General features: G+C 61.3%; 13 protein-coding genes. 5 read left to right on the forward strand and 8 right to left on the reverse strand.

All coding sequences use genetic code 11. The features are described 5' to 3' along the window. Positions 1-20: 20 nt before the first annotated feature. The 3 genes from P9L99_04585 (at position 21) to P9L99_04595 (ending at position 3539) form a co-directional block, all read left to right on the forward strand. Positions 21-947, forward strand: coding sequence for a radical SAM protein (locus tag P9L99_04585; GenBank protein ID MDP8222614.1), 927 nt, complete (start codon positions 21-23; stop codon positions 945-947). Between the two features lie 69 nt (positions 948-1016). Beyond that, positions 1017-2843, forward strand: a complete 1827-nt coding sequence (locus P9L99_04590) for a response regulator (protein ID MDP8222615.1) — start codon at positions 1017-1019, stop codon at positions 2841-2843. Positions 2844-2846: 3 nt separating this feature from the next. Further along, positions 2847-3539 carry a hypothetical protein gene (locus P9L99_04595; GenBank protein ID MDP8222616.1) on the forward strand — a complete coding sequence of 231 codons (693 nt, stop codon included), beginning with the start codon at positions 2847-2849 and terminating at the stop codon, positions 3537-3539. 20 nt (positions 3540-3559) lie between these two features. Here the strand turns inward: P9L99_04595 and P9L99_04600 are convergent, their stop codons facing one another. The 3 genes from P9L99_04600 to P9L99_04610 form a co-directional block, all read right to left on the reverse strand. Beyond that, positions 3560-5713, reverse strand: coding sequence for a TonB-dependent receptor (locus P9L99_04600; protein ID MDP8222617.1), 2154 nt, complete (start codon positions 5711-5713; stop codon positions 3560-3562). A gap of 86 nt (positions 5714-5799) precedes the next feature. After that, on the reverse strand, positions 5800-6675 hold the full coding sequence (locus tag P9L99_04605; protein ID MDP8222618.1) for a hypothetical protein: 876 nt from the start codon (positions 6673-6675) through the stop codon (positions 5800-5802). A gap of 31 nt (positions 6676-6706) precedes the next feature. Beyond that, positions 6707-7222 (reverse strand): hypothetical protein, encoded by a 516-nt coding sequence (locus tag P9L99_04610; GenBank protein MDP8222619.1) that lies wholly within the window; start codon positions 7220-7222, stop codon positions 6707-6709. 150 nt (positions 7223-7372) lie between these two features. Between P9L99_04610 and P9L99_04615 the strand changes: the two genes are divergently transcribed. Both P9L99_04615 and P9L99_04620 read left to right on the forward strand, forming a co-directional pair. Further along, positions 7373-8263, forward strand: coding sequence for a class I SAM-dependent methyltransferase (locus P9L99_04615; protein ID MDP8222620.1), 891 nt, complete (start codon positions 7373-7375; stop codon positions 8261-8263). A 42-nt stretch (positions 8264-8305) separates the two neighbouring features. Continuing rightward, positions 8306-9640, forward strand: coding sequence for a hypothetical protein (locus P9L99_04620; protein ID MDP8222621.1), 1335 nt, complete (start codon positions 8306-8308; stop codon positions 9638-9640). Positions 9641-9867: 227 nt separating this feature from the next. On the opposite strand, the gene P9L99_04625 is transcribed toward P9L99_04620, so the two are convergent. Genes P9L99_04625 through P9L99_04645 form a run of 5 tightly spaced genes read right to left on the reverse strand, consistent with a single transcriptional unit; the run spans position 9868 to position 14620 of the window. Next, positions 9868-10500, reverse strand: coding sequence for an electron transport complex subunit E (locus tag P9L99_04625; protein MDP8222622.1), 633 nt, complete (start codon positions 10498-10500; stop codon positions 9868-9870). Between the two features lie 4 nt (positions 10501-10504). Next, the gene (locus P9L99_04630; protein ID MDP8222623.1) at positions 10505-11260 is read right to left on the reverse strand and encodes an RnfABCDGE type electron transport complex subunit G; all 756 of its coding nucleotides are present in this window, start codon (positions 11258-11260) and stop codon (positions 10505-10507) included. Then, a complete protein-coding gene (locus P9L99_04635) occupies positions 11257-12279 on the reverse strand; it encodes an RnfABCDGE type electron transport complex subunit D (GenBank protein ID MDP8222624.1) in 1023 nt (340 codons plus the stop codon). The genes P9L99_04630 and P9L99_04635 overlap by 4 nt, the downstream gene beginning before the upstream one ends. Beyond that, positions 12276-13595, reverse strand: a complete 1320-nt coding sequence (gene rsxC / locus P9L99_04640; GenBank protein ID MDP8222625.1) for an electron transport complex subunit RsxC — start codon at positions 13593-13595, stop codon at positions 12276-12278. Before rsxC ends, P9L99_04635 begins: the two co-directional genes overlap by 4 nt. Beyond that, positions 13592-14620 carry an RnfABCDGE type electron transport complex subunit B gene (locus P9L99_04645; protein ID MDP8222626.1) on the reverse strand — a complete coding sequence of 343 codons (1029 nt, stop codon included), beginning with the start codon at positions 14618-14620 and terminating at the stop codon, positions 13592-13594. The genes rsxC and P9L99_04645 overlap by 4 nt, the downstream gene beginning before the upstream one ends.

Here is a 14620-nt window from a genome sequence, read left to right on the forward strand (position 1 = left end):
CGCGGCGCAAGGAGAACAACTTGGGCATCGTTTTTGGTCCCGTGCCCAGCCGCCGGCTGGGTTACAGCTTGGGCATTGATGTGTTGCCGCCGGCTGACAAAATGTGCACGCTCAACTGCGTGTATTGCCAGGTGGGTCACACCAAAGTTCAGACCATCAAGCGCGGCATTCCGCTGGATTCCACCCTGATTAATCAGGCGATCGACGAACATCTGCCGATGGCCGACATCGATGTCGTCACCTTTTCCGGCTCGGGCGAGCCGACGTTGCACCGCTACCTGGGCCAGTTCATCGAACGCGTCAAGAACCGTTGCGACACGCCCGTAGCCGTGCTGACAAATTCCACGCTGATCGACAAACCCGACGTACGCCGCGATCTGGCCCTGGCCGATATCGTCGTGCCCAGCCTCGACGCGGCCACGCAGGAAACCTTCGAACGCATCAATCGACCCCATCGGTCCTTGCGCGTCGATTCCATCATCGAGGGCTTGATCGCTTTCCGAGACGAATTTTCCGGCAAGTTTTTCCTGGAAATCATGCTGGTCAAAGGGTTCAACGACGACCCGTCGGAACTGCTCGCCATCAAAAAAATTGTCGACCGGATTCGTCCCGACCAAGTCCACCTCAACACCGTCACGCGGCCGGGGGCGGAACCCGACGCGCGGCCCCTCGCGCAAAACGAATTGGAGCGGATCGCCGCGATTTTCGGGCCTGACACCTTTCCCATCGGCACCGGCCCCGCGGTGGGCCGAGTGGCCGACGTCCGAGAGTTGGAAGCCGCCGTGCTGGATTTGGTGCAGCGCCGCGGCGTCACCTTAAGCGACCTGGTCAAGAGCTTGGGGCTGGAGCGGGCTCGCGCTCTGGAAGTTCTCAACAACTTGGCGCAGCAAAATAAGGTCAAAAAAGTGGTACACGGGGAAGTAACTTACTACCGTGAGTACTATTGAACCTAACGCTTTGGGGCGTTAGAACAATACGGGCAGGCGATAACCTTCCTGGCGGGTGTGGGAGACAGTATGGTTGTTACCAAAATATTGATTATTGAGTTTAACGCGATGGAGGCCAACACCATCGCCGAGGGACTCTACCAACAAGGTTTCGCCACGGTGATCGCCAACTCCGGTCACGACGGCCTCCGGATGTTTTTCGAAGAGACGCCCGACCTGGTGCTCGTCAATCTGGTCATGCCCGACATCCAGGGCACGGAAATCGTCTCCCGGATCCGTGAAAACGCCGAAGACATTCCCATCATCGCGATCAGCCAATTCAGCGGTTCCCCCTCGTCCATCGGCAAAAAAGTCGGCGCGACGGACGAAATTCACAAACCCATCGACCACAAGCGGCTCCATGCGATGATCACGCGGCACGTCGGCGAACCCAGCCTGCCCCCCGGCGCCCGACCGCCTCGCCCGGCATTGGCCCGCACCCAACAGCGTCATGCTTCGGCGGCGGCACCGGAAGAGGGTATGCCGCCGAAAGGTTCGCTCAAAAACAACCCGTTCCATCAGTTGCTGGCCAAAGCCTTTCGTCACAAGGCAACCGGCGTGCTCAATGTCCGAGATTCGCTCGGCGATATTCGCGTGTCTTTCCAACGCGGCATTCCCGTGTTCGTCCAAACCGAAGGTTTCGCCCGCCGACTAGCCCGCGACCGCCGTGTCGTCGATGTGAAGGCCCGCGAAATCCGCCGCTATGCCGCCAATCACGAAGTGCCCGAGCAAGAGGCTGCCGAAAAGCTCGAGGTGCTGCCCCCCGAGGAACTGGCAGACGCCGTGCGCGGCTTTCATTACAGCATCCTGCGCGACCTGTGCCGGCCCAGCGGTGAACACTTCCTTTGGGAGCAAGGCGATCCGCGAATAGGCGAACCCCTCGACCCCGCCATCATTATCTCCTTGGCGGCCAAGCGGCATTTGGATCCGCAACGTGTTCGCGGTCAACTCGAAGCCAAAGGCCGCATGGAAAAAGAAATGTACCTGGCCACCGATCCCGAACGTCTGCCGGATTTGGCCAGGAATTCCGTAGCGGTGGCGGTCATCGAATCGGCGAAACAGGGTCGCGTGCTGCGCGACGTCCTGCACTCCGGCGAGTTTCCCGTCGAACGCCTCGAGCACATTGTGTACGCCCTGGGCATATTGAAAGTCATCACTTTCAATCCCGACGATAAATGGCAAGCGCCGGCCGCGCCCGAACCGGAGCCCGAACCCGCCCCCGAGCCGACGCCGGAACCCGTTGCCGCCGCGCCCCAACGACAAGCCGTGGCGAAACCCAAGCCCGCCGCCGCGAAAAAAACGCCGACTCGATATATCGAGGAAAAAGGCCCCGCTCACGTACCCATCATCGAACCCAAGCCGCCGCAACAAAAAGCACCGACCGCGAAAGACAACGGCGACGAATCCGTGGCGGAGGCGAGTCACGAACCCATGTCGGATCGCTCGCTGCTGCGAATGGGCCGCAAACTGCTCAAAAGCCGTACGTACAGCAAGGCGCAGCGCTGTTTCAAGGAATTGTTGGTCCGCAACGGCGACGAACCGCAAATCCTAGTCCTCTTCGCCCAAGCTGCCTCGCGCAACCGGTTTATCGATCCGTACGACGGCTTGCTCGACAGCATCGACGCCCTGCGCCGGGCCCTGGAACTGCACCCCCAACACACCGAGGCGCGTTTGGAACTGGCGCGGATCTTCGAAGAACAGGGCGAAATGGAACTCGCCATTGCGGAGTTGGAGGCGGGCCTACTCGCCGACCCGAAACATACCGACTTCCAGCGACAACTCCGCAGTCTGCAACGCCGTCTGGCGCGCCGCGACGAGGAAAACAACGCCAACGAGTCCGAGTCAGACGCGACCTGATTGATGCACCTCCGCTACACGCAAATCGACCGCGAAACGACGCCGCTTGGTGAACTGACGCTGCGACGCTACGAAGCCGAAACCGGCGAAACCGGTTATGAAATCCTTATCGACGGCAACTTCCTCATGGCCACCCACGGTGCTCACAGCGAAAAAGCCATGGCCGATCTGGCACACCGCCGCCTCCAACGCTCCGCCACCCAACTCACCGTACTGGTCGGTGGCCTGGGCGCCGGTCACACGCTGCGCGCCGCGCTTGATCTACCGGGCGTGACGCGCGTGGTAGTCGCAGAAATCGGGGCGAAGGTCGTGGAATGGAATCGCCGCTACTTCGGTGAAGCCAACGGCGCGGCCGTCGAGGATCCCCGCGTGGAAATCCGCATCGCCGACCTCGCTGACGTGCTGCGCGAGGCCGAAGCGGCGTTCGACCTGCTGTTGCTCGATGTGGACAACGGCCCAGGTTGGCTCGCCGCGCCGGGTAATGCCGAGTTGTACGAAACCGCCGGCGTGGAGGCCTGCCGCCGCGCCCTGCTGCCCGGCGGCGTGCTGGCGGTGTGGTCGCCGCAACCCAACCCGCGCTTTCTCGCCGCGCTGAAGCAGGTCTTTTCCGTCATCGAGGAAATCGACACGACAGCTATCGGCAAGCCCATCGCCGAGCCGGGCGATACCGTTTATGTAGCGGTGAAAAAAGATTAGAAAAACGCGCCGCGCTTCGCTTACAGTTCCAGCTTGAACTCGCCGTAGTAGCCGGTGGGCGGCAGGTCGTTGTCGCCGTCGCCTTCCTTGTCCCAGTTGTAGCCCAGCCAGTTCTCGACTCGGAAGCCCAGTTCGACGTGGCGACCGAGGGTCTTGTACAGCCGCGCGTTGGTCAAATAGCGTTCGTCGGCGGTGTACCAAAGCCCGCCCATGCCAATGTAGTCGCGCTGCGATTGAAACACCGCGCCGACCATCCCGCCCAGCCCCCACGGCGTGTAGTCCACGAACAACCGCGTGCCGGCGTTGTGTTCCGGCACAGTGCCCAGCGCTTCGTCCTCGTCCAAATCGAAGGTCTTGGTGTAGGTGTAATCGAGCGACCACCGCACCATGTCGTGAGGCGTGAGAACAACCTGGCCCTCGACGCCCTGAATGCGCGCACGCTTCAGATTGACGTAACTCATCAGCGGGAAGCCGCCCTTGAAGTTGTCGTCGACGATGGCCGGATAAATCATGTCGTACAGCTCGTACTGAAAATAGCCCGCCGTCACCGCGGCGAATTCGACGATTCCCTGCTCCACCTCGCCGTTGAAACCCAGCGCCGTTTCCGGCTCGAGGTCTTCGTCCCCCACGAGGAAGTACCCGCTGTGCCGAAAGATCGGCCGGTACAATTGCGAGAGCGTGGGTTCGCGGAAGGCCCGGCCCACGCTGGCCCGCAACGCGGTATTGGTCGGCAGACGCACAAGCGTGGACAGCTTCGGGTTGACCGTCGTGCCCCACACTTCGTGGTTGTCGACCCGCACACCCGGCACGATCGACCACACGCCGTCAAAGAAGAACAACTCATCCTGCACAAAGGCGGAAAGCACCGTCTGAAAGGCGCTGTACGCTTGGTCCGAATCGGTTAACGAACTTTGCTCGAACGCCTCGTAATCCAGCTTCTCGTGCCGCCACGACACGCCGCCGGTCAGCAGGTTCCAGTTCGCGGCGGCCACGCTGGCCACGAGTTCGGCGTTGAGATCGTCACCGATCGTCGTGTTGCCTTTGTTGACCAGGCCGCGAATCAAGTCGGGCGGCGGCAGGGGATTGATCGTGTACGTGGTGGAAAACTCGCGATACCGGAACGTGCGGTGAAAGTACGACGCCATCGCCGTCATCGACAGGCGGCCGTACTCCAACTCGCCGCGCAGTGTCCCGGAAAGCCGCGTTTTGTCGTCGCTCACGGCCCGGTCATCCTCGTCGGAAAATTGATTGTCTTCCCAGTGATAGCGGGCCTGCGTCGTCCACCGCAAATACGGCCCGGTGCGCACGGTGAACTTTCCGAAAAGGTCGTTGGCTTCATACGGGTGGCCGGCGTCGTTTTCAAATGGAATGGTGTCGACGACGCCCTCCCCGATGCGAATTTTCGACCGGGCGGCGTTCGGGTCGATCCAGCCGCCGGACTGTTTGCGATTGAAATTGACGACCCAACCCACCGGCCCCGCGCCCCACGCATGGAAGGCGTTGCCGCCGAAGGTGGCGAAACTCCCGCCCCACAAATTGAGTTCCGCGCTGGGATCGGCCGTCGGCTCGCGCGTCATGATATTGATCACGCCGCCGATGGCGTCCGAACCGTAAAGCGAACTGCTCGGTCCCTTGATGACTTCAATGCGCCGCACCAACTGCGCGGGAATCAGTTCCAGATCCGGCGCCCGCATGGTCATCGGCACCCGCATGCCGTCGATCAACAGCAACACGCGGTCCGTGGGCAAACCTTGGATATTCACGCCGCTGCCCGGTCCGCCGCGACCCGCCGACTCCCACTCGTCGACAAATACGCCCGCCACATTCTCCAGGGCGTCGCCCACATCGTCCGAGCCGCTCTTGGCCATTTCGTCAGCGGTGACGACCGAGACCGCAATCGGCGCGGTGGACACCGAGTGCTTGGTGCGTGTGCCGGTCACGACGACTTCGTCCCCGGCGTGTATGGGCGCTTCGTCGTCGGCTTCCTTATCGTCTTGGGCATCGGCGGCGACGTCGATTGCGGGCGGCGGATCATCCTTCGGCGGTTCGGGCTCCGGGGTCGGGGTGGAGTCGGTGTCCTCGTCGTCGTCTGGGTCGGCCGCAGCGGCAACCGGCAGGCACAGCACGGCCGTCACGCATAAAAGCAGCAACCCAATCCATAACCTTCGCCGCATTCCCCGCACCACGTACTCCGTGAAAGAAAGGGGCCCGCCGAGGCACAAGAAGACCCCGGCGGACCAATAGGGTAGTTAGAGGATTTTCACTTTGGGTCCTCTAAAGTAATGTCGTATGTCGTCAGCGCGCCGTCCTGGATCGTGATGGGCGACATCGTCAGGGACCAGTTGTTCGGGTCCACCGCGAAATTGATGCTTTCCCCGTCGTTGGGGTCCACATCCAAAAACGCCACGACGCGATAGTCGCCCGTGAAGGATGTTTCCACCACGTAGTCGAAGGGAAATCCGCCCACCGGCACATCGAACTCGGCGCTCTCATCCGGCGGCCCGGCGGGCAGGCCCGTCCAGAAGCCGAACACGACCTTGTCGCCTTCTTTGCTGCCGGCGTAGGTCAACGTTCCGGCGATGCCGGTTTGCGGCGCGGTGTCGTCGTCGCCCGCGGTATCGTTGTCATCGTCGTTATCATCGTCGTCGTCGTCTCCGCCGATGTCCTCAGGATCCACGAGCACGAAGTTGACGCCGTCGTTTTCGCCTTCCTGCAACGTCACCGAGGCCGTCGGCACCGCCAACGGATCGACGTTCACGTTCATGCCGAACAGGTCGTCCGGGTCGACATCTAAGGCCGCCAACGGAAAAAACTCGCCGCTATGTTCAAAGCCGACGCGATATTCCATCGGAAACCCGCTTTCCGGGATGTCGATGTACACGAATTCCGTGGGCGCGCCGCTCATCGGCCAAAAGTCGACGATCGCAACCAGCATTTTGGAATCCGCGAGCAGCTTATCGCCATCATAGGAAATCGTGCCGCTCATGCGCACCGGGTAGTCATCGGGGTTGTGTACGTCGCCTTCATTGTTGTCATCGTCGTCGTCGTCATCGTCGTCGTCGTCGCAAGCGGCGGCGAGCACCACGAGTCCCAACGCGAGCACCAATGCAAAAGTCAAAAAGATTTTCCACTTCATTCGGTCTCTCCTTTTAAAGTCACGCGGCCGCCTACTCGCCGTCCACCCACCACCAGTCGACATCCTCCGGGTCCAACAGCACGAAATCGCGCACGATGATTCCCGGTTCGATCACCAGTGGTTCTTCATCTTCGTCGGGCAGGTCGAGCGGATCGACTTCCGCGTTCATCATCAAATTGACGTCGTTTTCATCCACGTCCAGAAAAGCCGCTAGGTAGTAGGCTTTTCCTTCCAGGTATTCGTCCAAATCGAATTGGTAGGTCACGGGGAAGCTGCCGGTGAATCCGGGAACGTCCCAAAAACGCACCGGTGGTCCCGTCATGGGCCACTGGTTGATCATGCCGACGACCAACCGCGCGCCGGTCCGGTCGCCGCTGTAGTTAATGACGCCGGTCAGCGTGGCGATGATCTCCCCGCCCTCTTCGATTTCGTCCTCTTTCTCCACGTCGTACCCACTGCCGCACGCCGGCCCGAGCACCAACATACAAAGAGCCATCAACCAAACCGCCGACCCGCTGATAACTTTGATGTGTTTGGGCAGTTGCAAAAAAGCGGCTCCCTAAGCTATGGTTCGTTTCGGTTTTGGCGGCCCCGCGAAACCCCGTGAATCGTGGGCGCGATCATCACAGGAGGCGGTATCGGTCGCCTCAAAGAGGACCGATTTTAATTCTAACTATCTTATAAGACAAGGCATTTAATCAATAGGACGCACTTTTTGGAACCTCGCGAAGACCAAATTTGGCAAGATCTTGTTTATAAAGGGAAAGCTGCGCATGTGCGCGGGCCGAAAATCGTCCGCTGGACCACCAAAAGTTACTTTATCAACACTTTCTTGAGATTAGATGCCGGCCATCGCGTCCTGGATATCGGCTGCGGACTGGGTGAATTCACCATACTGGCCGCCCGGCGCGCCCGCGAGGTCGTCGGCGTCGACGCCGCCGAAACCGCGGTGACCGCCGCCCGACTCGCCGCCTCGCGTCTTGGCGTCGACAACGTCGAATTTGCAGTCGGCAATGCCTACGAGTTGGTCGGCGTGGTGGGCGAACCGGAATCCTTCGACCGAGTCCTCTGCCTCGACTTGATCGAACACGTCAGCGAACCGCAAAAAGTCATGGCGCAAATTCATGCGTTGCTGCGCCCCGGCGGACGCGCCCTCGTGTACACCAATTGCTACGGCCGCTTTTCGTGGGTTTATCTAAAAGAGTGTTGGCGCACCCGCGGCCGGCCCGGTCGTCTGTGGGCGTCGGATGCGCGCGACCATCATTTGCATCGCTTTACCCTTCCCGAATTGCGCGAGTTGACCGCCCCGTTTCACACACGCCTGGTCTTCAAAAACCATTTTCTGATTCCTTTCGCTTCATGGCTGACCAGGCGGTTGAACATGCTGTTGGCGCCCACGCCGCCGGCCGGAGAGCCGGCTTCTTCGCCCGAGGCCTCATCGAAAACCGCCGTCACGGTGCAGGAAACGATGCGCGCGCCGCGACGGGTGGCGGAGGTCGTGAAATGGGCGTTGAGCATCGCGGAGATGGAAACGCTCGGACGCTTTTTGCCCTCCGCCGGCGCTTATTTGCTGCTGGAGAAGCGCTAATTCGCTTTTCAAATCGGTCCAGTGTGCTACAAACGAAAGCTCATGGTTAGCGAATCCACCCCGCCGCCGCTTGTTCGGCAACGATGTTTTCTTGCGCTCGCCGCGTTCGTGTTTTTGACGCGCCTGGCGTTTTGGTTGCTGACCGATCACGTTCTGGACGGCGAGGAAAACTTCCGCATCCTTTTCGCGATCGAGCCCGAACCGTGGCGCTATTCGATGATCGGCCCGCTGCATCTCATGCTTCTCAAAATAATGATTAGCCTGTTCGACCATCCGCTGCTGGTGGGGCCGCTGGTGACGTTTCTATGTTCCTTCGGCGTCTTTTGGCTCGGCACGGCGCTGGCGTGGCGACTCTATCACGACGAAAAGGCCGCTGCCGCCACGGCGCTGTTTCTCGGATTCGGACCGATTTTCCTTCGCTATTCAACCCTCGCCAAAGTCGAACCGATTTACACCTTCGCCCTGATGCTTTGCCTGTGGTTTTTGACAAGTCACCCACGACGCGTGGGGCATCTTCTCGCCGCCGCCGGCGCCCTGGCGGCTGCCACGGCGCTTCGCTTTGAGTCCTGGGCGCTGGTGCCGATTTTGACGGCGGTGATTTGGTTGCGTCCGCGGGACATGTCTCGCTGGTTGGCGGCGCTGGTTTTTGGCCTTCCGGCGGTAGTGTTCCCGATTATTTGGTTGGTGTTGCGTTATTTCCTGGATGGGAATCCGCTGGATTCCTATCAATTGATCTCCGAGGCGGGGGTGGCATCGTTTTCCTGGAGCGAGTGGACGCGCACCTTTTTCCCGGCGGCGACCTTCGCGTTTCTGGCGGCGGCCGGTTTGGGCGCGGTGACGCGGCGACCCCGCTGGCCGGTTGCTTTTGGCGTCTTGCTTATGGTGTTGGTGCTGGTGCCGGTGGTTCGCTTCGGCCTGCCGTCTTACGACATGAAGTACATGTTTGCGCCCCTGGCTTTCTTGTCATTGGCGGCTGGCGCCGGCGTTGCCTGGCTGGGCGACCGCGCGCGACCGCGAGTCATCAAGCATGCGGTTGCGGTGTTGATGTTGGTTTTCTTGGTAGAGAGTTTCGCGGGATTTCATCGGGCGATGAACGAGCAACAAGTTCCCGAAAATGCGCCCGCGGTTTTGGATTACGTGAGGCGGGCGCCGGGCGAATGCACTGTGGTGGTGAATTCGATTGCGAACCGGTATCGGTCTTATTTCGAGGTGCTGGCCCGCGGCGGATGCCGGTTTGTTGAGCCGAACACGCCTTCGGCCGCCGCCGCCATGTTTACCCTCGGCTTGGACAAAGGCCTTGGTATGGACTGCCCGGCAAGCACGTCTGCTGTCCCCTTTCTTCCTTGGTATCTATGCGAAAAACCGGCCGCTCCGTGACGAAAACCGGCCTAATCACTTACATTCGGTAACACATAAGAGCAAAAGCTTCCAATACTACCGCAATTGGGGACAGGCACCAACTTCTTACATTCGGTAACACATAAGAGCAAAAGCTTCCAATACTACCGCAATTGGGGACAGGCACCAACTTGTTACAATCGGTAACGAATGGAGGGGAAAGCTTTCGAAAATTCCGGAATCGGGGACAGGCACCGAAGTGTCGATCAGCCAGAGGCGGGGGCCTTGGTCATTCGTTTCGATACCGCGTTGATGATCGAAAGAATCACGCCCAACGCGATAAATGCGCCCGGCGGCAAAATCATTACGATCACCTGCTTGAAGTCCCAGCCGATAGCGCCGATCAACGAGCTGAGTATCGGCACGCCCAACACCGAGCCGCTGCCCAGCAGTTCCCGCGTCGATCCCAATACGAACAGCGCCAGCGTGAAACCAATGCCCATCCCCAGGCCGTCGGCAATCGCCGGCGTCACCTTGTTCTTGCTGGCAAAAGCTTCGGCGCGGCCCAGGATAATGCAATTGACCACAATCAGCGGAATAAACAGCCCCAACGCTTTGTGCAATTGGTGGAAGTACGCGTTCATCGTCAAATCGACGACCGTCACGAACGAAGCGATGATCACAATAAACGCCGGAATGCGCACCTTCGCCGGAATCACGTTGCGCAGCAGCGACACCAGCACGTTCGAACACACGAGCACAAAGGTCGACGCCAGGCCCATGCCGATGCCGTTTTCGGCCGAGGTCGTCACCGCCAGCGTCGGGCACATGCCAAGCACGAGCTTAAACACCGGGTTTTCTCTCAACAGACCCTTGGTGAATTCCTGCACGTGCGACATCGCCTTACTCCGTCAACGTCTTTTCGGTAAAGGGCGGCGGCGTTTTTTCCACCTTCGGCAGCGCGACGGCCGCCGGCAACTTCTGATCGACCACGCCACCTTCCTCCAACTTCGGATTCGGCGTCGGCGGACCCGCATCTTGCGCCTCGACCGGATTCGGCGACACCGTCCCGGTCAGCTCCGCCCGATGCTCGGCAAACCACTCCAGCCCAGCCTTGATGGATCCCGTCACGGCCCGCGGACTGATCGTCGCGCCGGTGAGCGCGTCAATGTCGCCGCCGTCTTTTTTCACCCGCCAATCCGTGTTCTTCGAATCAAGCGTGCGGCGCTCGCCGTCGGGACAAAATACCAGTTGCTTCAACCACGCTTCGTTGGTTTGGATATGCGATCCCAATCCGGGCGTTTCGGAGTGCTGCACGACTTTGTATCCCAGCACCCGACCCTCGGTATCGACCCCGAGCATGCCGCCGATGTCGCCCGCGTAGCCCTTGTGCGACACCACAGGAAACGCGAAGCCCTGCGGCTGCCCGTCCTTGACCGCCACGTACAACGCCGCGCCGTCCGGACCGCCCGCGCGCTTATCGACCGCCGCGCCGTCCGACAACACCGGCCCCAGCACCGTGGCCGCCGCTTCCTTGGCCTCGGCCTCCAGCGCCACCGCAATCGGCTCTTTGGTGACGCGGTACACCTGCGATAACGCCACGGCCGCCACGACGCAGATCAACGTCAACACCAGCGTCATTTTGAGCAGGTCGTTCATCCCACGGCCCCCACTTCTTCCTTTTGCGGCGGCACGTAGCCGAATTTTTTCGGCACCGTGAAGCGATCGATCAGCGGCACCGTGGCGTTCATGATCAAAATCGCAAACGAAACGCCTTCGGGATACGCGCCGAACAAGCGGATCACCACCGTCAACACGCCGCAGCCCAAGCCGAAGATGAGTTGCCCCTTCCCCGTGAGCGGCGAGGTGACCATGTCCGTAGCCATAAATAGCGCGCCGAGCATCAACCCGCCGGCCATTACGTGTACCTGGCCGCTCGGAAAGAGTTCCGGCTTCGTCAGGTGCAGCAAGTGCCCGAGCACAAACACCGTGCCGATGTAACTGACCGGCGTGTGCCACGTGATGTAGCCCCGGTACAGCAAAAACAGCGCCCCAATCATCAGCGCGACCGCCGATATCTCGCCCATGCTGCCCGGGATATTGCCCAAGGCCATATCCGTCCACGACGCCATGCCGTCGAGCATCTCCGGCTTGTCCCTCAAGATCGCTTCGTTGATCCGCCCCAGCGGCGTGGCGCCCGTGAGCGCATCCAACGAACGGAAGCGGCCCGCGCCCATCGGCAGCGGCCAGGAAGTCATCTGCACCGGGAAACTAATCAGCAAAAACACCCGCGCGACCAACGCCGGGTTGAAGATGTTTTGTCCCAGGCCGCCAAACGCCCACTTCGCCAGGCCGACCGCCACCAGGCAGCCAATCAAGGTCATCCACCACGGCGCGTTGGCGGGCAGATTCAACGCCAGCAGCAAGCCGGTCACCGCCGCCGAGCCGTCGGTGATGGTCAGCGGCCGCTTGAGAAGCCGGGCGAATAAGGCCTCGGCCATCACGCAGCCCGCCACGGCCCACAGCACCGTCAGCGCCGCGCCCAACCCGAAGGTATAGATCGACAGCGCGGTGGCCGGCACCAAGGCGGCCACGACCGACCACATGATTTTCGGGACCGAATCGGGCCCGTGCACGTGCGGGCTGGAACTGACAATCAGGCGTCTGGCGTCACTCATGACATCTTCTTCTTTCGCGCCATCACTTCGGCTTTGCCCAAACGAATCCACTGCACCAGCTTGATGCGCGACGGACAACCGAAGGCGCAGGAGCCGCATTCGATGCAGTCCATCACGCCCAATCGGTCGGCTTCGTCGAATTTATTGTTTTCCACCAACCGCACCAGGTCGGTCGGCAGCAACCCGGCCGGGCAGACGCCCACGCACGCGCCGCAACGAATGCACGGGGCCGGCGGGGAGACGTCGACCAGTTCCGGCGGCAGGCACAGCACACCGCTCGAGCCTTTGATGATCGGCACGTTCTGCACGTGTTGCGCCAGCCCCATCATCGGGCCGCCGCTGATGATTTTCGCCGCGTCGCCGTTCAATCCGCCCGCGGCTTCGATCAAGAGCCGCAGCGGCGTGCCCACGCGCACCAGCAGATTCTTCGGTGTGGTCACGGCTTCGCCGGTAACCGTCACGACGCGCTCGAATAAGGGCTTACCCTTGACCACGGCGTCGCGTATCGCCGCCAACGTACTCACGTTTTGCACGACCACGCCCACGGCCATCGGTAACCCGCCCGAGGGCACTTCGCGCCCGGTGCAGGCGTAGATCAACTGTTTCTCGGCCCCTTGCGGGTAGCGCACCTGCAGCGGCACGACTTCGATTTCGTCCACCGTGCGCGCCTTTTGCGTCATCAGTTCAATGGCGTCGGGCTTGTTCATCTCGATGCCGAGGAAACCCCGCTTGACGCCCAGGATGCGCATGACGATCCGCATGCCCTCGAGAATCTTGGCCGGATGTTCGAGCATCATGCGGTGATCGGCGGTGAGGTAGGGTTCGCACTCGACGCCATTGGCAATGACGGTGTCGATGTGAAAATTCGGCGGCGGCTTGAGCTTGACGTGGGTCGGGAAGGTCGCGCCGCCCATGCCGACGATGCCCGCCTTGAATACCGCGTCGAGCAATTCCTCCGGCGCAGTTTCCTCCCAGCGCACCAGCGGCGTGAAATCGACGGTCTCGTCCGCGCCGTCGTTGTCGATGATCACGCACGGCAACGGCCGGCCCAGCGGGTGATCGCGTGGTTCGATCTTGCGCACGGTGCCCGACACCGGGCTGTGGATGTAAGCGCTGACGAAGCCGCCCGGCTCGCCCAGCACCTGCCCGACCTTCACCTCGTCGCCGCCCTGTACCACCGGCTTGGCCGGGGCACCGATGTGCATCGACAGCGGCACGACCATTTCGCCCGGCACCGGCAAAACTTCAATGGCGCGCTCGGCCGAGAATTTCTTCTCAGGTGGATGCACGCCGCCGTAGAAGCGCCGGGGTTTCACGATGTCGCCTCCGCTCTTTTCTTGGTCTTTTTCGGACGGGGTTCCATGCGGATCGCGCCGTCTTCATCGACCATTTCGATCGCCTCGAAGTCGCAAGTCGCGTAACACTTATCGCAGCGAACGCACTTTTTCGGGTCGACTTCGTGCCGACTCTTACGTTCTCCGGCGATTGCGTCGGCGGGGCAGACCGGCGCGCAAAGCGTGCAGCCGGTGCAGTTTTCGTTGATGCGGGCAATCCAGTGCGGCCCGGCCTCGTCGAGAATCGAATGCGTCGGGCACACCCGCGCGCACTGGCCGCACAAGATGCATTTGTCGGCGTCGATCACCGGCAGCAGGTTGTCCATGGTGATCGCTTCGGTCGGACACGCCTTCACGCAGCGGCCGCAACCGATGCATCCGACTTTGCAGTTCACCGACACCGCTTTGCCGCGCCCGTGAGTGCTGCAGTTGACCAACACCTTCTGGTGCGCCGGCTGCAGGTCGATCAGGTCACGCGGACATGCCGCCACACACTGGCCGCACGAAGTGCAGCGCTCCGGCAGGATCCGCGCCACGCCGTCTTCGATCACGATGGCGTCGAATAGGCACACCGCGAGGCAGTCGCCGTAGCCCAGGCAACCGTAGCGACAGCCCAGTGGACCGCCGAGCATGTGCGCCGCTTTGCACGTCTGAATACCGGCGTACTCGAAAATATCCTTGGCATGTTCGCGAGTGCCGCCGCAATGTACGAAGGCCACGTCGCGCACCGTTTCGGAAAATTCCAGATGCAGCAGGTCGGCGATGGCTCGGCGATTATCGGCGCTGCACACCGGGCAATCGTTGACGTCGGCTTTGCCCGCCGCCAACAATTCCGCGTACCCGTGGCAGCCCGGATTCCCGCATGCGCCGCAGTTGACGCCGGGCAGCAGTTCGTTGATCTGCTCGACGACCGGGTCGACCTCCACGGCGAACACGCGGCTGGCCACACCTAAGCCTACGGCCGCCACCAGGGCCACGCTCGCTAATATGAGAATCGCCGTGAGCAT

The sequence above is a fragment of the Candidatus Lernaella stagnicola genome, assembly GCA_030765525.1.
In the GTDB taxonomy this organism is placed as follows: Bacteria; Lernaellota; Lernaellaia; order Lernaellales; family Lernaellaceae; genus Lernaella; species Lernaella stagnicola.